18 protein-coding genes are annotated in these 19,685 nt (G+C 69.0%); 7 read left to right on the top strand and 11 right to left on the bottom strand.

Annotated features, from left to right (window positions below):
- Positions 1-9: 9 nt before the first annotated feature.
- From alaS to ACZ5PP_RS20255, 3 genes are read right to left on the bottom strand one after another with little or no spacing between them, the layout of a single operon-like run.
- The gene (alaS, locus tag ACZ5PP_RS20265; protein WP_464826528.1) at positions 10-2,631 is read right to left on the bottom strand and encodes an alanine--tRNA ligase; all 2,622 of its coding nucleotides are present in this window, start codon (positions 2,629-2,631) and stop codon (positions 10-12) included.
- Position 2,632: 1 nt separating this feature from the next.
- Complete coding sequence (locus ACZ5PP_RS20260) at positions 2,633-3,049, bottom strand: type II toxin-antitoxin system VapC family toxin (RefSeq protein ID WP_287470620.1); 417 nt, start codon at positions 3,047-3,049, stop codon at positions 2,633-2,635.
- On the bottom strand, positions 3,030-3,293 hold the full coding sequence (locus tag ACZ5PP_RS20255) for a ribbon-helix-helix protein, CopG family (RefSeq protein WP_004324317.1): 264 nt from the start codon (positions 3,291-3,293) through the stop codon (positions 3,030-3,032). The genes ACZ5PP_RS20260 and ACZ5PP_RS20255 overlap by 20 nt, the downstream gene beginning before the upstream one ends.
- Before the next feature lie 122 nt (positions 3,294-3,415).
- On the opposite strand from ACZ5PP_RS20255, the gene ACZ5PP_RS20250 reads away from it, so the two are divergent.
- Positions 3,416-3,967, top strand: coding sequence for a cob(I)yrinic acid a,c-diamide adenosyltransferase (locus ACZ5PP_RS20250; RefSeq protein ID WP_004324319.1), 552 nt, complete (start codon positions 3,416-3,418; stop codon positions 3,965-3,967).
- 159 nt (positions 3,968-4,126) lie between these two features.
- Here the strand turns inward: ACZ5PP_RS20250 and ACZ5PP_RS20245 are convergent, their stop codons facing one another.
- From ACZ5PP_RS20245 to aroG, 3 genes are all read right to left on the bottom strand, one after another.
- Positions 4,127-6,088, bottom strand: a complete 1,962-nt coding sequence (locus ACZ5PP_RS20245; protein ID WP_464826527.1) for an ABC transporter ATP-binding protein — start codon at positions 6,086-6,088, stop codon at positions 4,127-4,129.
- Positions 6,089-6,101: 13 nt separating this feature from the next.
- Positions 6,102-7,211 carry a DNA polymerase IV gene (gene dinB, locus ACZ5PP_RS20240; protein ID WP_004325141.1) on the bottom strand — a complete coding sequence of 370 codons (1,110 nt, stop codon included), beginning with the start codon at positions 7,209-7,211 and terminating at the stop codon, positions 6,102-6,104.
- A gap of 85 nt (positions 7,212-7,296) precedes the next feature.
- Positions 7,297-8,379 carry a 3-deoxy-7-phosphoheptulonate synthase AroG gene (gene aroG / locus ACZ5PP_RS20235; RefSeq protein ID WP_004325143.1) on the bottom strand — a complete coding sequence of 361 codons (1,083 nt, stop codon included), beginning with the start codon at positions 8,377-8,379 and terminating at the stop codon, positions 7,297-7,299.
- 180 nt (positions 8,380-8,559) lie between these two features.
- On the opposite strand from aroG, the gene msrP reads away from it, so the two are divergent.
- Together msrP and ACZ5PP_RS20225 are read left to right on the top strand one after the other, a co-directional pair.
- A complete protein-coding gene (gene msrP, locus ACZ5PP_RS20230) occupies positions 8,560-9,495 on the top strand; it encodes a protein-methionine-sulfoxide reductase catalytic subunit MsrP (protein WP_004325145.1) in 936 nt (311 codons plus the stop codon).
- Positions 9,496-9,520: 25 nt separating this feature from the next.
- Positions 9,521-10,204: a protein-methionine-sulfoxide reductase heme-binding subunit MsrQ gene (locus tag ACZ5PP_RS20225; protein ID WP_004325147.1), complete on the top strand. Its 684-nt coding sequence runs from the start codon at positions 9,521-9,523 to the stop codon at positions 10,202-10,204.
- A gap of 39 nt (positions 10,205-10,243) precedes the next feature.
- Here ACZ5PP_RS20225 and ACZ5PP_RS20220 read toward each other — a convergent pair whose 3' ends face one another.
- Genes ACZ5PP_RS20220 through yjgA form a run of 3 tightly spaced genes read right to left on the bottom strand, consistent with a single transcriptional unit; the run spans position 10,244 to position 12,689 of the window.
- Entirely contained in the window at positions 10,244-11,494 is a 1,251-nt protein-coding gene (locus ACZ5PP_RS20220; protein WP_464827072.1) for a methyltransferase domain-containing protein, read from the bottom strand.
- 23 nt (positions 11,495-11,517) lie between these two features.
- A complete protein-coding gene (mog, locus tag ACZ5PP_RS20215) occupies positions 11,518-12,108 on the bottom strand; it encodes a molybdopterin adenylyltransferase (protein WP_004313539.1) in 591 nt (196 codons plus the stop codon).
- Positions 12,105-12,689: a ribosome biogenesis factor YjgA gene (yjgA, locus tag ACZ5PP_RS20210; protein WP_004313537.1), complete on the bottom strand. Its 585-nt coding sequence runs from the start codon at positions 12,687-12,689 to the stop codon at positions 12,105-12,107. The genes mog and yjgA overlap by 4 nt, the downstream gene beginning before the upstream one ends.
- Positions 12,690-12,754: 65 nt before the next feature.
- Here yjgA and pmbA point away from each other — a divergent pair, with 65 nt between their 5' ends.
- Both pmbA and ACZ5PP_RS20200 read left to right on the top strand, forming a co-directional pair.
- Positions 12,755-14,101 (top strand): metalloprotease PmbA, encoded by a 1,347-nt coding sequence (gene pmbA, locus ACZ5PP_RS20205; protein ID WP_012585083.1) that lies wholly within the window; start codon positions 12,755-12,757, stop codon positions 14,099-14,101.
- A 116-nt stretch (positions 14,102-14,217) separates the two neighbouring features.
- Positions 14,218-15,324: a TRAP transporter substrate-binding protein gene (locus tag ACZ5PP_RS20200; protein ID WP_043742816.1), complete on the top strand. Its 1,107-nt coding sequence runs from the start codon at positions 14,218-14,220 to the stop codon at positions 15,322-15,324.
- Between the two features lie 64 nt (positions 15,325-15,388).
- On the opposite strand, the gene ACZ5PP_RS20195 is transcribed toward ACZ5PP_RS20200, so the two are convergent.
- Together ACZ5PP_RS20195 and ACZ5PP_RS20190 are read right to left on the bottom strand one after the other, a co-directional pair.
- Complete coding sequence (locus tag ACZ5PP_RS20195) at positions 15,389-17,032, bottom strand: TRAP transporter large permease (protein ID WP_043742818.1); 1,644 nt, start codon at positions 17,030-17,032, stop codon at positions 15,389-15,391.
- Positions 17,029-17,625 (bottom strand): TRAP transporter small permease subunit, encoded by a 597-nt coding sequence (locus ACZ5PP_RS20190; RefSeq protein WP_012585081.1) that lies wholly within the window; start codon positions 17,623-17,625, stop codon positions 17,029-17,031. The genes ACZ5PP_RS20195 and ACZ5PP_RS20190 overlap by 4 nt, the downstream gene beginning before the upstream one ends.
- A 120-nt stretch (positions 17,626-17,745) precedes the next feature.
- Between ACZ5PP_RS20190 and ACZ5PP_RS20185 the strand changes: the two genes are divergently transcribed.
- On the top strand, positions 17,746-18,420 hold the full coding sequence (locus ACZ5PP_RS20185; RefSeq protein ID WP_012585080.1) for a histidine phosphatase family protein: 675 nt from the start codon (positions 17,746-17,748) through the stop codon (positions 18,418-18,420).
- Between the two features lie 134 nt (positions 18,421-18,554).
- Complete coding sequence (locus ACZ5PP_RS20180; protein WP_464826526.1) at positions 18,555-19,637, top strand: TRAP transporter substrate-binding protein; 1,083 nt, start codon at positions 18,555-18,557, stop codon at positions 19,635-19,637.
- Positions 19,638-19,685 lie beyond the last annotated feature (48 nt).

Here is a 19,685-nt window from a genome sequence, read left to right as displayed (position 1 = left end):
AGATCGCGCTTACAGCTTCCCGGCCACCCAGTCCTTCACCCCCGCCAGCGCCGCCGCCAGGTTCTCCGGCTGGGTGCCGCCGGCCTGGGCCATGTCGGGGCGGCCGCCGCCCTTGCCGCCGACCTGCTGGGCGACGAAGTTGACCAGCTCGCCAGCCTTGACCTTGGCGGTGTGGTCGGCGGTGACGCCCGCGATCAGGCTGACCTTGCCGTCGGCGACCGCGGCGAGCACGATCGCGGCCGACTTGAGCTTGTCCTTGAGCTTGTCCATGGTGTCGCGCAGGGTCGGCGCGTCGGCGCCTTCGAGCAGGGCGGCGAGCACCCTGATGCCTTTGATCTCGACCGCCTGACTCACCAGCTCGTCGCCCTGGCTGGCCGCGAGCTTGCTCTTGAGGCGGGCCAGTTCCTTCTCCAGCGCACGAACGTTGTCGAGGATGCCGGCGACGCGCTCGGCGACCTCGTCGGGCTGGACCTTGAGCAGCGCCGACATGCCCTGCACGCGGCGCTCCTGCTCCTGGGCGTAGCGCAGCGCGTTCTCGCCGGTGATCGCCTCGACGCGGCGGATGCCGGCGGCGACACCGCCCTCTCCGACGATCTTGAACAGGCCGATGTCGCCGGTGCGCGCCACGTGGGTGCCGCCGCACAGCTCCTTCGACGTGCCGATCGACAGCACACGCACCTCGTCGGCGTACTTCTCGCCGAACAGCATCATCGCGCCCGACTTCTGCGCCGCCTCCAGCGCCATCACCTCGGCCTGCGTGGCGGCGTTGGCGAGGATCTCGCGGTTGACGATCTCCTCGACCTCGCGGATCTCCTCGGCGCTCATCGGCGCGGTGTGGGCGAAGTCGAAGCGGGTCTTGTCGGGATCGACCAGCGAGCCCTTCTGCTGCACGTGGGCGCCAAGCACTTCCCGCAGCGCCTTGTGCATCAGGTGGGTGACCGAGTGGTTGCGCGCGGTGGCGGCGCGCGCGGCGACGTCCACCCGCGCGACCACGCCCTGCCCGACCGCCAGCTTGCCGGTGCGCACCACGCCGTGATGGCCGAACACCGCGGCCTGGATCTTCTGCGTGTCTTCCACGCCGAAGATGCCGGCGGCGGCGCGCAGCTCGCCGCGGTCGCCGACCTGGCCGCCGGACTCGGCATAGAACGGGGTGTGGTCGAGCACGACCACACCCATCTCGCCCTCGAGCAGCTCATTGACCGGAGCGCCGTCCTTGTACAGCGCGAGGATGTTGCCCTTCTCTTCCAGCAGCGTGTAGCCGTGGAAGGTGGTCTCGGGGCCGTCGTATTCCAGGTTGGCGGCCATCTTGAACTTGCCGGCGGCGCGCGCCTGCTCCTTCTGGCGCGCCATCGCGGCATCGAAGGCGAGCGCGTCGACGGTGACCTCGCGTTCGCGGCAGATGTCGGCGGTGAGGTCGAGCGGGAAGCCGAAGGTGTCGTGCAGCTTGAAGGCGGTGTCGCCGTCGAAGACCTTCTTGCCCGCTGCTTCCATCGCGGCGAGCTCGGCCTCGACGATCGCCATGCCATTCTCAATGGTGGAGAAGAAGCGCTCTTCTTCCTGGCGCAGCACGTCCATGATGCGGCGCTCGCCGTCCTTCAGCTCGGGATAGGCGCTGCCCATCTCGGCGACCAGGTCGGGCACCATCTTGTGGAAAAACGCGGCGCGCGCGCCGAGCTTGTAGCCGTGGCGGATGGCGCGGCGGATGATGCGGCGCAGCACGTAGCCGCGGCCCTCGTTGCCCGGGGTCACGCCGTCGGCGATCAGGAAGGAGCAGGCGCGGATGTGGTCGGCCAGCACCTTCAGCGAGGGCGAGTCCATGTCGGCACTGCAGGTTTCCCGCGCCGCCGCCTTGATCAGCGCCTGGAACAGGTCGATCTCGTAGTTGGCGTGCACATGCTGCAGCACCGCCGAGATGCGCTCCAGGCCCATGCCGGTGTCCACCGAGGGCTTGGGCAGCGGATGCATCACGCCCTGCTCGTCGCGGTTGAACTGCATGAACACGTTGTTCCAGATCTCGATGTAGCGGTCGCCATCTTCCTCGGGCGATCCCGGGGGGCCGCCCCAGATGTGGTCGCCGTGGTCGTAGAAGATCTCGGTGCACGGGCCGCAAGGGCCGGTGTCGCCCATCATCCAGAAGTTGTCCGAGGCGTAGCGCGCGCCCTTGTTGTCGCCGATGCGGATCACGCGCTCCGCCGGCACGCCGACCTCCTTGGTCCAGATGTCGTAGGCCTCGTCGTCCTCGGCATACACCGTGACCCAGAGCCTGTCCTTGGGCAGCTTGAAGACCTCGGTCAGCAGCTCCCAGGCGTAGGCGATGGCGTCGCGCTTGAAGTAGTCGCCGAAGCTGAAGTTGCCGAGCATCTCGAAGAAGGTGTGGTGGCGCGCGGTGTAGCCGACGTTCTCGAGGTCGTTGTGCTTGCCGCCGGCGCGCACGCACTTCTGCGAGGTGGTGGCGCGGGTGTAGGGACGCTTGTCGAAGCCGAGGAACACGTCCTTGAACTGGTTCATGCCGGCGTTGGTGAACAGCAGCGTCGGGTCCTCGTGCGGCACGAGCGAACTGGAGGCCACGATCTGGTGGCCCTTGGATTCGAAGAACTTGAGGAAGGCGTCGCGGATTTCAGCGGATTTCATGTCAGGTCGTGGCCAGGACGTTGTTGAATCGGGAGCGATCGGGGAGACGATAGACGTCGAAGTCCCGGTCGAGTGTCAGGATGTCGCGCACACCACTCTCGAGCGCGAGCACGATCAGCGACCCGCCGGCGATATCCATCGGCAGGTCGCGGTATTTTTCGGAGAGCTGGCGGATCAGCGAGACGGCGCCCGCGCCGGGGGTCGTCACCTCCACGCCACCACGCTCCACCCATTGCAGGAAGGCGAGCTGGCGATCGACCGAATGACCGAGCATATGACCGACTTCGGTCAGCACCGGCCAGGTGGTCAGCAGCGCCCCCTCGTAGTTCTCGATGAAGCGGCGCACGCGTACGTGGTTGCACTCGGCGGGCTCGAACAGCGCGATCAGCGGCCCGGAGTCAGCGATCGTTCTCAGCACGCAGCCGCTCCACGATGGTGCTACGGACGCGGTCCTTGCTGGTGAGATCGAGCGTCGCCGCCGTGGCGGACGGATCGCCGAACAGGTCCTTGCCGAGCTCGTAGGGCGTCTTGCGCGGCGCAAGCCGGGCGAGGTATTCGCGCAGGCTGGCCTTGACCAGCTCGCTCTTGCTGCGGCCGGTCTGCGCGGCGGCACGCGCGAGTTCGGACTCGAGCTCGGGATCGAGACGGATCGACAGGGTCATGGGGCCGGCCTCCTGTATTACACAACGTAATGCATCGTATGACGCGCTGCGATCGAAGTCAATTTCCGCCCATGACGCCTATAATTATGCGTTACGACAACCACCCCGGACAGGAGGACAACATGGGCAATCGGCTCTCCAAGATCTACACCCGCACCGGCGACGCCGGCACCACCGGCCTGGGCGACGGCAAGCGCGTCTCCAAGAACAGCCTGCGCATCCACGCCCTGGGCGAGGTCGACGAGACCAACGCCATCATCGGCCTGCTGCTGTGCGAGGAGCTGCCCGAGGACGTGCGCGTGCTGCTGACCAACGTGCAGCACGACCTCTTCGACCTCGGCGGCGAGGTGTGCATCCCGGGCATGAGCATGATCACCGGCAAGCAGGTGACGCACCTTGAAGAAGAGCTCGACCGCTTCAACGAACCGCTCGAGCCGCTCAAGGACTTCATCCTGCCCGGCGGCACCCGCGCCGCCGCCTACGCCCACCACGCCCGCACGGTGTGCCGCCGCGCCGAGCGCGCGCTGGTGGCGCTGGCGCTCGAGGAGTCGGTGAATGACGCCCCGCGCCAGTACCTCAACCGCCTCTCCGACCTCCTCTTCGTGCTCGGCCGCGTGCTCAACCGCGCCGGCGGCCGCGGCGACGTGCTTTGGCAAAAGCGGAAGAATGCCTGAGGGCCGCCTCCCGCAGCCACGTCGTTTCTCGTAGGAGCGACGCGAGTCGCGATTGCGGCGCTTGGAATCCGCGCCTCCGCCCCGGAAGCGCCCGATCGCGACGGGCGTCGCTCATGCCGGCGCGCCCGGACGGGGTGCAGCGCGTGCCGCTCCCCGGCTTCACCCCTGCGACGCCTCCTCTCCGCTCACCGCCTGGGCGGCGAGGAGTTCGCGGAACAAGGCCGAACTCTGCGCCAGCTCCCAGGCGCGGCCGACCGCCTCGATGCGGCCGGCGCGCATCAGGATGACCTCGTCGAAACGATCGAGCAGGTGCAGGCGGTGCACCGAGGACACCAGCGCCGCGTCCGGGAAATGCGCGAACAGGCGCTGGTAGACGCGCGCCTCGGTCTCCGGGTCCAGGCTGCTGGTGGGTTCGTCGAGCAGCAGCAGGCTGGTGCCTGCGGCGGCGAGCACGCCGCGGGCGAGCGCGAGGCGCTGGCGCTGCCCGCCGGACCAGTTCGCGCCCCCCTCCACCACCCGCGTGTCCAGCCCCTGCGCCAGGCCCTCGACCACGGAGTCTGCGCACGCCGCATGCAGCGCGGCCTCGATGCGCTCGGGCGTGCGACCGGCACCGAGCAGCAGGTTCTCGGCCAGCGTGCCGTCGAACATCTCGGCCTGCTGCGGGATCAGGGTGGCGAGATGGCGCAGACGCGCCGGCATCGCCGCCAGCCCCCCGGCGTCGCTCGGCAAGCCGCCAGCGCTGGGAACGCGCTCGCCGACGACCGCCGCGGTGGCGGCTGCGGGCACCGCCTCGCCGTCGATCGACAGGACACCCGCCATGGGCGCGTCCAGCCCGGCGAGCAGGCGCAGCAGCGTGGTCTTGCCCGCGCCGCTCGGGCCGACCAGGGCGTAGCGGCGGCCGCGCACGAGCGCCAGGCGGTCGAGCTCGAGCGCGCTCGCGCGCCCGTCGCCATGGGCGAAGCGCACGCCCTCCAGGCTCAACGTGCGCCAACCCGAGGCGGCGATGTCCTCGCCGTCGGCCGGACGCGGCGCCGGCGCGGCGGACAACAGCGGCTCGGCCGCGGCGTAGTCGGCACGCTGGCGCGCGAGCGACTGGAAGTGCGCCGCGATCGCGGTGATCACCCCGCCGGCCTGCTGCGAGTACTCGTACACCATGAAGACCTTGCCGAGCGCGATCGTGCCGGCCGCCGCCGCAGCCCCGCCCGCGGCCGCGCCGAAGCCGAACACACCCGCGGCCTCGGCCGCATACACTCCGACCAGCACGCACCACAGCGCGCTCGCGAGCAGATCCACCGCGCACCACTTGGCCTCGTTGAGCACGATGCTCTTCTTCAGCGGCCCGAACACCGCCGCCAGGCGCTCGCCGATCAGCCGCGCCACGCCCTCGCCGCGGCGCAGCGCGAGCACCGACAGCACGTTGCCGAGCACATCGACCAGGGTCGCGGAGTAGGCGCGCTCGGCGCGGTTCTCCTCCACCGCCACGCGCATCATCACGCGGTCGAAGCGGGTGATGAGCAGGCCGATGAGGCCGTAGCCGACCAGGGCCACCGCACCCACCAGCGGCGAGATCAGCCACAGCGCCACGATCGGCCCCACCAGGCGCACGGTGTTCTGCAGGTAGATGAACTGGCTCTGCGCGAAGTCGTAGAGCGCGTGCGTGCTCTGCTGCATGCGGTGGGTGGTCTCGCCGGAGTGGTGGCGCTCGTGCCAGGCCAGCGGCGCGGCGAGCAGGCGCCCCACGAGCAGCGCCGACAGGCGCTCACGCACCTTGAGCGCCACGTTGCGTTCGAGAATGCGCCCCGGCCCGTGCAGCAGCCAGCTCGCGACGATGGCCGCGAACACCATGCCGAGCCAGCGCCCGGCCTCGCTCATGCCCTCCAGCCCGCCGGACTGGATGTGGTTGATCGCGTTGCCCGCCAGCCAGGGCACGGCGAGCTTGAAGAGCTGAGACGCGAGCAGCAGCAGGAAGGCGTAGAGAAGCAACTGGCGCGCGCCTGCGGCGTGCTCCCACAGCGCGCGGTAGAGCGCGCCGATGCCCACCGGCTGCTCGCCGGCGACCGCAGGCGGCTGCGGCGCGGGCGGGGGTTCGGCCGCGGCCGCGCTGGTTTCGAGGTCGGGCATCGCAGGCTCCGCGTCAGTGGGGTTCCGCCGCTGCGCGCGCGGGATCGGGGTTGGGATCGGATTCGGGATCGAATAGCGGGATCTGCGCCGGCCGCTCGCCGCCCTCGTCCTCGGCGAAGCGCACGCCGACGCCGAGCAGGCGCACCGGCAGCGCCTTGCGCGCATGCGCCTCGTCGAGCAGGCGCAGCCAGGTGGCCTGGTCGGGCGCGCTGGCGATGCACTCGGCGGTGGTGCGGCTGAAGTCGGAAAAGCGCACCTTGACGAAGGCCTTGTGCACCGGCGGGCGATCGCGCGCGCGCTCGAAGCGGCGGAGGAAGTCTTCCAGCAGCGCCAGCAAGCCCGCTCGGCAGGCGGCGAGGTCGTGCAGGTCGGGCGTGTAGGTGGTCTCGACCGAAAGCGACTTGCGCACGCGGTCGGGCTGCACCGGGCGCTCGTCGATGCCGCGGCACAGGCGGTGCAGGCTGGCGCCGAAGCTGCCGAACTCGCGTGTGAGCTCCGCCACGCTCCAGGCGCGCAGGTCGGCGCAGGTGTGCGCGCCCAGGCGGGCGAGCCTGGCCGCGGTGACCTTGCCGACGCCGAAGATCTTCTTCACCGGCAACGCGGCGACGAAGGCGTCGACGTCCTGCGGCCGCACCACGAACTGGCCGTCGGGCTTGTTCCAGTCGCTCGCCACCTTGGCGATGAACTTGTTGGGGGCGATGCCCGCCGACGCGGTGATGCCGACCTCGGCGCGGATGCGCGCGCGGATCTCCTGCGCCATCAGCGAGGCCGAGCCGCGGCAGCGCTCGACCCCGGTCACGTCGAGGTAGGCCTCGTCGAGCGAGAGCGGCTCCACCAGCGCCGTGTAGTCGTGGTAGATCGCCAGGATGCGGCGCGAGGCCTCGCGGTAGCGCTCGAAGTCGGGCGCCAGCAGGACGAGCTGCGGGCACAGCTGCAGCGCACGCGCGGTGGGCATCGCCGAATGCACGCCGAAGGCGCGCGCCTCGTAGTTGCAGGTTGCGATGACGCCGCGCGTCTCGGCGCGCCCGCCCACCGCGACCGGCCTGCCGCGCAGCGTGGGGTCGTCGCGCATCTCGACCGACGCGTAGAAGCAGTCGCAATCGCAGTGGATGATCTTGCGCATGCGCCCGCGCGCGTGAGGAGTCGGGAGTGAGGCGCCAGGGGCGGACGGACCCGCCGGGGGCAGGCCGAGCGAACGGCGCCCGCGCTCAGAACTCGGCGGCGCGCTTGACGCGGCGCTGGCGCACACCCTCGGCGAGGATGTCGAGCACGTCGATGCTGTCTTCCCAGCCGATGCAGGCGTCGGTGACGCTCTTGCCGTACTCGAGCTCCTTGCCCGGGACGAGGTCCTGGCGGCCTTCCTTGAGGTGCGACTCGACCATCACGCCCATGATGCGGTCGTCACCGGCGGCAAGCTGGGCGGCGACGTTCTTCGCCACCTCGATCTGCAGGCGGTGCTGCTTGCGGCTGTTGCCGTGGGAGAAGTCGACCATGACCTTGTTGCACACTCCGGCCGCGGCGAGCTCGCGGCTGGCGGCCTCGACGCTGTCGGCGTCGAAGTTGGGCTCCTTGCCGCCGCGCAGGATGGCGTGGCAATCCTCGTTGCCGCGGGTCGACACGATCGCCGAGTGCCCGGCCTTGGTCACCGACAGGAAGTGGTGCGGCGCCTGCGCGGCCTTGATCGCGTCGGCGGCGATGCGCAGGTTGCCGTCGGTGCCGTTCTTGAAGCCTACCGGGCAGGACAGGCCGGAGGCGAGCTCGCGGTGCACCTGGCTCTCGGTGGTGCGCGCGCCGATCGCGCCCCAGGCGATCAGGTCGGCGATGTACTGCGGGGTGATCATGTCGAGGAACTCGGTGCCGGCGGGCAGGCCGATCTCGTTCACCTCCCACAGCAGCTTGCGTGCCAGACGCACGCCGTCGTTGATGCGGAAGCTGTTGTCCAGCCCGGGATCGTTGATCAGGCCCTTCCAGCCCACGGTGGTGCGCGGCTTCTCGAAATACACCCGCATCACGATCAGCAGGTCGTCCTTGACGCGCTCGGCCTCGGCCTTGAGCTTGTGCGCATACTCCAGCGCCGCCTTGGCATCGTGGATCGAGCACGGGCCGATCACCACCAGCAGACGATCGTCGGCGCCGTACAGGATGCGATGGATCGCCTGGCGCGCCTCGTAGGCAACCTCGGCCGCCTTCGGCGTGGCAGGGTATTCACGCAGCACGTGCGCGGGCGGCACGAGCTCCTTGATCTCCTGGATGCGGACGTCGTCGATGTGGAGTTTGATGGAGGCGGACATGCGAGGCTCTTTCTCGGATCTTTGCTGGGATGCCTGATTCTAGCGGAAAGGCGAGCATGGCTGGACGCAATGCAGACTATAGGCCGGATGGGATGAACCGATCGGCGCGGCGCGCGTCTGTTCGTACACTGCCGCCCGCCGCGCACCACCGAATCCTCCGTTCCAGACGAGTCCGCAATCATGCTGATCCACAAGCCCGCCGACGTCCCGCCCTCCGAAATCACCCCGCGCAGCCTGTTCGAGCGCCGTCGCAACTTCCTCGCGCGCAGCGGCACCGGGCTGGTGGCGGGCGCGGCGCTGTGGCACGGCCTGCCCGGCGCCGCGCGCGCATCGACCCGGCTGCAGACCGTGCCCTCGGCACTGAGCACGACCGAACCGCTCAGCGAGCGCGACGCGGTCACCGGCTACAACAACTTCTACGAGTTCGGCACCGACAAGGCCGATCCGGCGCGCAACGCCCACAAGATGGAGGTGCGCCCGTGGACGGTGCGTGTGGAGGGCCTGGTCGGCAAGCCGCGCCGCTTCGACATCGACGAGCTGCTGCGCCTGGCACCGCTGGAAGAACGCATCTACCGCCTGCGCTGCGTCGAAGGCTGGTCCATGGTGGTGCCCTGGGTGGGCTTCCCGCTCGCCGCGCTGCTGAAGGAGGTCGAGCCCCTGGGCAGCGCCAAGTACGTCGAGTTCGTCACCCACTACGATCCGAAGATCATGATCCGCGACGTGCTCGACTGGCCCTACACCGAGGGCCTGCGCCTGGACGAGGCCTTGCACCCGCTGACCCTGCTCGCGGTAGGCGTGTACGGCGAGGCGCTGCCCAAGCAGAACGGCGCGCCGCTGCGCCTGGTGGTGCCGTGGAAATACGGCTTCAAGAGCGCCAAGTCGATCGTCACCATCCGCCTGACCGAGAAGGAGCCGGCGACCGCGTGGAACAAGTTCGCGCCGCAGGAGTACGGGTTCTACTCCAACGTGAACCCCGAGGTGCGCCATCCGCGCTGGAGCCAGGCTACCGAGCGCCGCATCGGCGAGCTGCGCAAGCGCCCGACGCAGATGTTCAACGGCTATGCGGAGCAGGTCGCGAGCCTGTACCAGGGCATGGACCTGAAGAAGTTCTACTGAGCACTGCATCCCGCCGACCGCAACGATGAATCTTTCCCTCAGAAGCCCCTCCGCGGGCACGATCGTCGCCTTCAAGGCGATCGTGTTCGCCCTCTGCCTGCTGCCCGCAGTGAACCTTGCGCTCGGCTGGCAGGCGAACGCGCTCGGCGCCAACCCGATCGAGACGATCACGCGCGCGAGCGGGGAATGGACGCTGCGCCTGCTGCTGATCACACTCGCCGTAACGCCGCTGCGCCGCTTCAGCGGCCTGCACTGGCTGCTGCGCCTGCGCCGCATGCTCGGCCTCTTCGCGTTCGCGTACGCGCTCGGGCACTTCGCGATCTATCTGTGGCTGGACCAGTTCTTCGACTGGAACGCGATCGCCCTCGACATCCTCGACCGCCCCTTCATCACCGTGGGCTTCGCCGCCTTCGTGCTGCTCATTCCGCTCGCCGCGACCTCGAACAGCTTCGCGATCCGACGCCTCGGCGGGCGCCGCTGGCAGTCGCTGCACCGCTCTGTCTATGCGATCGCGATCTTCGCCGTGGTGCACTTCTGGTGGCTGGTGAAGGCGGACATCGGGCGTCCGCTGCTCTACGCGAGCATCCTCGCCGTGCTGCTCGGCCTGCGCGGCTGGTGGCGCGAACTCGAACGCCGGCGGCAGCTCTCGGTGCCGCCGCCGGCGAAGCACCTGGAGAAGAAGGTGATCCGGCTGGTGCCGCGGCAGTAGGCGGCACCGCGGCGCCGTCGGGCCCGGCGGCGCCACGCCTCAGCGCGGAGCCAGGCGCCAGAGCGAGGTCGTTTCCGCCGCGCGCGCCGCATGCAGCGGATCGTCCGCATCGGCCGCCTTGCCGTGGCGCGGACGGATGTCCTCGCGTCCGAGGACGCGCAGTCCCGCGGCCTCGATCCAGCCGAGAAGCTCGGCGCGACTGCGCAGGCCGAGGTGTTCGGCGAGGTCCGACAGGATCAGCCAGCCCTCGCCACCTTCCTCCACGTGTTCCGCCAGGCCGGCGAGGAAGCCGCGCAGCATGCGGCTGTCGGGGTCGTAGACCGCGTACTCGATCGCCGAGCTCGGCTTGGCCGGCACCCAGGGCGGGTTGCACACCACCAGCGGCGCGCGGCCGGGCGGGAAGAGATCGGCCTGGAGCAACTGCACGCGGCCGGCGGAAACCTGAAGTTCGGGCGCAGCGGCGCCCGGGATCGTGCAGGAGGTTGTGCCCGGGGCGCCCTCGTCCGCCGCGGCCCCGGCCAGCAACCCGAGGCGCGCGAGGTTCTGCTGCGCGCAACCCAGCGCACGCGGCGACACGTCGGTGGCCACCACGCGCGCCACCCCGCGGCGCGCGAGCAGCGCGGCGATGACGCCGGTGCCGGTACCGATGTCGAAGGCGAGCGTGGTCGCGGGCAGCGGCGCGCGCGCGATCAGGTCCAGGTATTCGCCGCGGATCGGCGAATAAACGCCGTACCAGGGGTGGATGCGCTCGCCGAGCGCAGGGATGGCGACGCCCTTGCGCCGCCACTCGTGCGCGCCGACGAGGCCGAGCAGCTCGCGCAGCGACATCACGAAGGGTGCCGCAGCGAGGTCCGCATCCGCTGTGCCGGCGACCGCCTCGGCGACGACTTCGGCGACCTCGGGCGCGCGCCGCAGCGGAATGCGCACGCCGGCCTCGAAGGGGATCAGCAGCATGCCCAGGGCGCGCGCGCGCTGCGCCTGCGCCATGCGGTGGAGGTGGAAGGCCTCGGCGGGCGTGGCCGGCGCCTTGCCCGGCTTGGCCGCCCTGCCCGGTTTCCGCGCGCGCGCGTCGGCGCGGCGCGCCATCGCCTGCAGCAGCTGGCGGGCGTTGTGGTAGTCGCCGCGCCACAGCAGGGCGCTGCCCTCGCAGGCCAGGCGCCAGGCCGCATCGGCCTTGGTGGTGTCGTCGGCGATCACCACCCGGCGCGGTGGCGCCTGGCCGCTCTCGGAACGCCAGCGCGCACTGCAGCGGCGCACGCTGCCGTCGTCCGCAAGCTCTTCCCAGGTCAGCGTCGCCGCTGCGCTCGAGGTGCTCACGCCTGCTTCGGCCGCATCGCGTGCTTGGGGCGGAAGGCCTTGATCATCGCGTCGTCGGTCTCGACATACGGACCGCCGACGAGGTCGATGCAGTACGGCACTGCGGCGAAGATGCCGACGTGGCGCACGCTGCCGTCGGCGTCGCGCACGCCTTCGAGGGTTTCGCGGATCGACTTGGGCTGGCCGGGCAGGTTGATGATGAGGCACTTGCCGCGGATCACCGCGACCTGGCGCGACAGGATCGCGGTGGGTACGAAGTTCAGGCTGATGCGGCGCATCTCCTCGCCGAAGCCGGGCATCTCCTTGTCACCGATCGCGAGCGTGGCCTCGGGGGTCACGTCGCGCACCGCCGGACCGGTGCCGCCCGTGGTGAGCACGAGGTTGCAGCCGGCCCGGTCGACCAGCTCCACCAGGGTGCGCTCGATCAACGCACGCTCGTCGGGGATCAGCCGGGTCTCGGCGCTCCACGGCGACGTGAGCGCCCTGCCCAGCCAGTCTTTCAGCGCGGGGATGCCCTGGTCTTCGTAGGTGCCCTCGGAGGCGCGGTCGCTTATCGACACGAGGCCGATGCGGATGTGTTCGCTCATGAGTTCGGTCCCTGTTCTGCGGCGTCCTCGTCGGACGGGGTCTCCGCCGCCTCGGCGGCGGCGTCGCGGGCTTCCTGCAGCTCGCGCAGCACGCGGAAGATCTCGCGGAAGGACTTCGGCGGCTTGGCGGCCTCGCGCTCCTTGAGCGCGTTGCGGCGCAGGGTGCGCAGGTATTGCAGGTCGGCCTCGGGCCAGGTCTCGGCGATGGTGCCGATGGTCTGCTCGTCTTCGAGCAGCTGCTCGCGCAGGCGCTCGAGGCGGTGCATCTTCGCCACCTCGGCGGCGGAGTTGCCGGCGAAGATGTCGAGTTGGGCCTGAATGGGCTCGGGGTCGATCTTGCGCATCAGCTTGCCGATGTACTGCAGCTGGCGGCGGCGCGCCTCCATCTTGAAACCCTGGGCGGCGCGGATGGCCTCGTACAGGGTCTCGGGCAGCGGCACCTTCTTGAGGCGCTCGGGCGAGAGCGCGACGAGTTGCTCGCCGAGGTCCTGCAGCGCCTGCATCTCGCGCTTGCGGCTGCTCTTGCTCGGCGGCTCGGGAAAATCGTCCTCGTCCGCGGGGTCGGAATGGTGGTGGCGCATTGCTTGCATGGGGGGCTGGCTCGATCGGGGTAAGATTATAGCCTTTGCACGCACCCGGCCCGCCCATGTCCAGCCAAGGCTTCTCCTTCTCGCAGGCGCATCTCGCCGAGATCGCCACCGACATCCTGAAATACGCCCGCAAGCACGGCGCCTCGTCGTGCGAGACCGACGTCTCCGAGGGCTTCGGCCAGTCGGTCGCGGTGCGCCGCGGCGAGGTCGACACCATCGAGTACAACCGCGACAAGGGGGTGGGCGTCACGGTGTACCTCGGCCAGCAGCGCGGCTACGCGAGCACCTCCGACTTCTCGAAGAAGGCGCTCAAGGCCACGGTGGACGCCGCGCTCTCGATCGCGCGCTTCACCGCGCCCGACCCCTGCGCCGGGCTGGCCGACGCGGCGCTGATGGCGAAGGCGAAGGACATGCCCGAGCTCGACCTCTTCCATCCGTGGAACATCGACGTCGCGCAGGCCATCGAACTCGCCCGCCGCTGCGAGGACGCCGCCTTCGCGGTCAGCCCGAAGATCGGCAACTCGGAGGGCGCCAACACCTCGATCCAGCAGTCGCACTTCGTGTCGGCGAACAGCCACGGCTTCCTCGGCGGCTACGCCACCACCCGCCACGGTCTGTCGTGCTCGGTGATCGCCGGCGAGGGCGACGCCATGCAGCGCGAATACTGGTACGACTCGCGGCGCGACCCTGCCGAGCTGATGGTGGCCGAGGAGGTTGGCCGGCGCGCCGGCGAGCGCGCGCTGGCGCGCCTGGGTGCGAAGAAGATCCGCACCTGCGAGGTGCCGGTGCTGTTCGAGGCGCAGCTCGCGGTGGCGCTCGTCGGCAACTTCGTGCAGGCGGTGAGCGGCGGCTCGCTCTACCGCAAGTCGAGCTTCCTGCTCGACAGCCTCGGCAAGCAGGTGTTCTCGCCGGTGGTGAGCATCGCCGAGCGCCCGCACCTGAAGAAGGCCTTCGGCTCCAGCCCCTTCGACGGCGACGGCGTGGCCACCCGCGACCGCGAGGTGGTCACCGACGGGGTGCTGAACGGCTACTTCCTCTCCGCCTATTCGGCGCGCAAGCTCGGCCTGCAGACCACCGCCAACGCCGGCGGCTCGCACAACCTGATCGTGAAGCCCGGCGAGCAGGACCTCGCCGGACTGATCCGGCAGATGGACCGCGGCCTGCTCGTGACCGAGCTGCTCGGCCACGGCGTGAACTACGTCACGGGCGATTACTCGCGCGGTGCGGCAGGCTTCTGGGTGGAGAAGGGCCGCATCAAGCACGCTGTCGAGGAGATCACCATCGCCGGCAACCTGCGCGACATGTTCCGCGGCATCGTCGCGGTGGGTAACGACGCCCTGCCGCGCGGCGCCAAGCTGTGCGGCTCGGTGCTGATCGAGCGCATGAAGGTCGCCGGGCGCTGAGCCGGTGTCCGGACTTCATCCCGCCAGCGCGGTACCTTTCCGTCCCGTTGCGCGAGCGGCGTCTATAATCGTTCGCTGAATTCGCTGGAATCCACCCCCGAACACAAGGAGAAATCGTGGAACGTCGTTCATTCCTCAAGAAGGCCAGCGTCGGCCTTGCCGCCGGTGCCGCCGCAGGCGTCGCCTCCACCGCGGCCGTCGCCGCCCCCGCCGTCCAGACCGGCCTGCCCGAGATCAAGTGGCGCATGACCTCGAGCTTCCCCAAGAGCATCGACACCCTGTACGGCAGCGCCGAACTGCTCGCCAACCGCCTGCGCGAGATCACCGGCGGCAAGTTCGACATCCGCATCTTCCCGGCCGGCGAGATCGTCCCCGGCCTGCAGGCGCTCGACGCGGTGCAGCAGGGCACGGTCGAGATGTGCCACTCGTGCTCCTACTACTACGTCGGCAAGGACAAGACCTTCGCCTTCGGCACCGCCGTGCCCTTCGGCATGAACGCGCGCCAGATGGACGCCTGGATCATCGGCGGCGGCGGCCAGGAGCTGCTCGACGAGTTCTACGGCACTTACAACGTGTATTCCTTCCTCGGCGGCAACACCGGCGTGCAGATGGGCGGCTGGTACCGCAAGCAGATCAACACCCTGGAGGACATCAAGGGCCTGAAGATCCGCATCGCCGGCATCGCCGGCGAGATCATGTCGCGCATGGGCGCGATCCCGCAGCAGATCGCCGGCTCGGACATCTACCCCTCGCTCGAGAAGGGCACCATCGACGCCGCCGAGTGGGTCGCCCCCTACGACGACGAGAAGCTCGGCTTCTACAAGGTCGCGCCCCACTACTACTCGCCGGGCTGGTGGGAGCCGGGCCCGGTGGTGCACTTCTATGTGAACAAGGCCGAGTGGGACAAGCTGCCCAAGGAATACCAGGCCGCCTTCCGCGCCGCCTCGCGCGAGGCGCACATCCAGATGACCGCGATGTACGACCACAAGAACCCGCAGGCGCTCGCCCGCCTGCTCGCGCAGGGCGTCAAGCTGCAGAACTTCTCCAACGAGATCATGAAGAAGGCCTTCGACATCTCGCGCGAGCTGTACGCCGAGGAGGCTGCGAAGAACCCGGCGTGGGCCAAGATCTACGCCGAGTTCGAGAAGTACCGCAAGTCGCAGAACGCGTGGTTCAGCGTCGCCGAGGCGGGCTTCGACCGCTTCATGCAGTCGGTGCGCTGACGGGCTTCAGGCTTCAGGCGCAAAAAAAGCCGGGCATGCCCGGCTTTTTTCATGGTGCGCGCACTCAGTCGCCCTGCAGTTTCCGCATCAGGTCGGCGTTCGAATCGCCCGCCGCTGCGGCCCCGCCGCCGCCCTGCAGCAGTTGCTCGAGGTCGAGTTCCTGCTGCTGCGCCGGCTTGGCGCCCGCGTCGCCGTAGGACACCAGGCCGGGGAAGGCGATGATGAGGCCGACCATGACGAGCTGGATGATCACGAAGGGCACCGCACCCCAGTAGATCGACGCCGTCTTCACCTTCTCCGACGCCACCGAGCGCAGGAAGAAGAGCGCGAAGCCGAAGGGCGGATGCAGGAAGGAGGTCTGCATGTTCACCGCCAGCAGCACGCCGAACCAGATCAGGTCGATGCCGAGCTTGTCCGCCACCGGCGCGAGCAGGGGCACGATGATGAAGGCGAGCTCGAAGTAGTCGAGGAAGAAGGCGAGCACGAAGACGAGCAGGTTCACCGCGACCAGGAAGCCGGTCTGCCCGCCGGGCAGCGAGGTCATCAGGTGCTCGACCCAGAGGTCGCCGTTGACACCGCGGAAGGTGAGGCCGAACACGCTGGAGCCGATCAGGATGAAGACCACGAAGCACGACAGCTTGGTGGTCGAATCCATCGCCTGCCTGAGCAGCGGCAGCGACAGGCGCCGGCGCGCGAGCGCCATCAGCACCGCGCCGAGGGCCCCCATCGCACCGCCCTCGGTCGGCGTCGCGACGCCGATGAAGATGGTGCCGAGGACGAGGAAGATCAGCCCGAGCGGCGGGATCAGCACGAAGGTCACGCGCTCGGCCATGCGCGACAGCAGGCCGATGCCGAAGATGCGGTTGACCATCGCTGCCACGAACGCGATGCCGATCCCGGCCATCGCCGACACCACCACCACCTCGTCGCGCGGTGCATCGGCGCGATAGATCTGGCTGGCGAAGAGCCAGGCGCCGGCGCCCGCGACCACGGTCAGCAGGGCCAGCGAGCGCAACCCGCTGGCGCCATCGGGCTCGCGCAGCGTCCGCGCCTCGGGCGGCATCGCCGGCGCGAGCGACGGCCGGAAGATCGCCACCACCGCGACATAGACCACATACAGGCCGGTGAGGACCAAGCCCGGGACCAGCGCGCCTTGATACATGTCGCCGACGCTGCGGCCGAGCTGGTCGGCCATCACGATCAGCACCAGCGAGGGCGGGATGATCTGCGCCAGCGTCCCGGAGGCGGCGATCACGCCGGTGGCGAGGCGATGGTCGTAGCCGTAGCGCATCATGATCGGCAGCGAGATCAGACCCATCGAGATCACCGAGGCCGCGACCACGCCGGTGGTCGCCGCGAGCAGCGCGCCGACGAAAATCACCGCGAAGGCGAGGCCGCCGCGGATCGGCCCGAACAACTGACCGATGGTGTCGAGCAGATCCTCGGCCATGCCGCTGCGCTCGAGGATCAGCCCCATGAAGGTGAAGAAAGGCACCGCGAGCAGGGTGTCGTTGGCCATGATGCCGAAGATGCGCTCCGGCAGCGCCTGGAACAGCGCACCGTGGAGCAGGCCGAGCTCGATGCCGACGAGGCCGAACAGGATGCCGTTGGCCGCGAGCGCAAACGCCACCGGAAAGCCGAACAGCAGGAAGAGGATCATGGACGCGAACATCAGCGGCGCCATGTTGGCGACGACGAACTCGGTCATGGCTCCACCCTCCCCTCGCGCTGCGCCTTGATCGCTGCGACCAGGTCCGCGGTCGCTGCGCCGGAGGACTTCTTCTGCAACGGGTCGGGGCCGTGGCCGGCGAGGAAGGCGATGCGCTTGACCAGCTCGGAGAAGGCCTGCAGCACGAGCAGGCCGAGACCGAGCGGCAGCATCATCTTGACCGGCCAGCGGATCAGGCCGCCGGAGTTCTGCGACATCTCGCCCGAGGCGAGCGAGGTCATCACGATCGGCCACGACAGCCACAGGATCAGCCCGGCCATCGGCAGCAGGAAGAACAGGATGCCGACGATGTCCACGACGTTCTGCCCACGCGGCGACAGCCGGCTGGTGAGGATGTCGATGCGCACGTGCTCGTTGCGCAGGAAGGTGTAGCCCGCGGCGAGCATGAAGATCGCGGCGAACAGGTACCACTGGATCTCGAGCAGGGCGTTGGAACTTGTGTTAAACAGCTTGCGGACGAGGGCGTTGCCGGCGCTGATCACCACGGCGACCAGCACCAGCCACATCACGGCGCGTCCGACCCGTTCGTTGATCCAGTCGATCAAGCGGGATAAGCGCAGCAGAGAAGACACGGGAAAACTCCGGAAACCGGGGCGGGACGCCGCCCGGTGCCGCTTTGCGAGCCGGCAGGCCTTAAAATCTCGATTATCCCACAAGGGCCGCCCTCGCCGGGCGACAGCTTGCCGATCACGATGAAAACACGAAACTCGACACAATCCGCACTTGCTTGCCGGATCTGCCTCGTACGCCACGGTGAGACCGCCTGGAATGCCGAGCGCCGCCTGCAGGGCCACATCGACGTGCCGCTCAATCCGCGCGGCCTGTCCCAGGCCGAGGCCACCGCGCGCAGCCTCGCGCGCGCCGGCGAACGCTTTGCCGCGCTCTACAGCAGCGACCTGCAGCGCGCGCGCCAGACGGCCGACGCGGTCACGCGCGCACACGGCCTCGCCGCCACCCACGACGCACGCCTGCGCGAGCGTCACTACGGGGTGCTGCAGGGACTGACCTTCGAGGAAGCGGAACACCAGCAGCCGCAGGCCTGGCAGCACTTCAGGAAGCGCGATCCGCAAGTGGCGCTCGACGGCGGCGGCGAGAGCCTGCACGGGCTCGCCGCGCGCGTGCATGCGGCACTGGAGGAGATCGCCGCACGCCACGCCGGCGAGTCGGTGGTGGTGGTGACCCACGGCGGCGTGCTCGACATCGCCCACCGCCTGGCCACCGGCAAGACGCTCGAGGGCGTGCGCGATTTCGCGATCCCGAACGCCGCGCTCAACTGGATCGAACACACGGCCGGAAGCTGGCGGTTGATCGCATGGGCCGACGAGCGTCACCTCGCCGACGCATTGGACGAACTGCCCGGAACCTGATGCGAAGCGCATCGAAAATGACGTAGACGACCGCCATTAGGGTTTTCCGTGGATTACGGCCCGGAATCGGGTCTTCCTATAATCGCATCGAAGGTTTCGATCACACATCACACCTCACGCGACAAGGAGACACCGTGGAACGTCGTAAATTCCTGCAGGGCGCCGGCATGGCCGGCATTCTCGCCGCCGGCACCGCACCGGCCATCGTCAACGCTCAACAGCAGATCCGCTGGCGCCTGGCCTCCAGCTTTCCGAAGTCCCTGGACACCGTGTTCGGTGCAAGCGAGGCATTCGCCAAGTACGTTTCCGATGCAACCGGCGGCAAGTTCGTGATCTCGGTGCACCCGGCGGGCGAACTCGTACCCGCCTTCGGCGTGGTCGATGCCGTGCAGCAGGGCACCATCGAGTGCGCACACACCGCGCCCTACTACTTCTTCGGCAAGGACGAGACCTTCGCCTTCGACTGCACCATCCCCTTCGGCATGACCTCGCGCGCGATGAGCGCGTGGATGTTCGAAGGCAACGGCCTCAAGCTGATGCGCGAGTTCTACGCCCAGTTCAACATCGTGAACTTCCCCTGCGGCAACACCGGCGCGCAGATGGGCGGCTGGTTCCGCAAGGAGATCAAGTCGGTCAAGGACTTCGAAGGCCTGAAGATGCGCATCGGCGGCTTCGGTGGCCGCGTGCTCGCCAAGCTCGGCGCGGTGCCGCAGAACATCCCGGCTGGCGAGATCTACCAGTCGCTGGAAAAGGGCACGATCGACGCCGCCGAATGGATCGGCCCCTACGACGACCTCAAGCTGGGCCTGCACAAGGTCGCGCAACACTACTACTTCCCGGCGTGGTGGGAAGGCAGCACGCAGTTCTCGATCTACATCAACGACAAGCAGTGGAACGGCCTGCCGGCCGAGTACAAGGCGATCATCGAGCAGGCCAGCCGCGCCGCCCACGCCACCTGCCAGGCACGCTACGACGCCCGCAACCCGTCCTCGCTCAAGCAGCTCATCGCCGAAGGCGCCAAGCTGTCGCGCTTCCCGAAGGACTTCATGGACGGCGCATTCAAGGCTTCGCGCGAGGTGTACGCCGAGCTGAACGAGAAGAACGCCAACTGGAAGAAGATCTACCCCGACTACAGCCGCTTCCTCGCCGACGCCGTGCAGTGGGAGGCGGTTGCCGAAGGCAACTACGCGCAGTATCTGGCCGCGCAGAAACTCTGAGGCAGCGATCGCCGACCGCGCACCATGAGCGTCCGGCGATCGATCACC

It is taken from the genome of Thauera sp. DNT-1 (assembly GCF_055393985.1).
The sequence above is the reverse complement of the archived record's forward strand: the minus strand, read 5'-3'. Positions and strand labels throughout refer to the sequence as shown.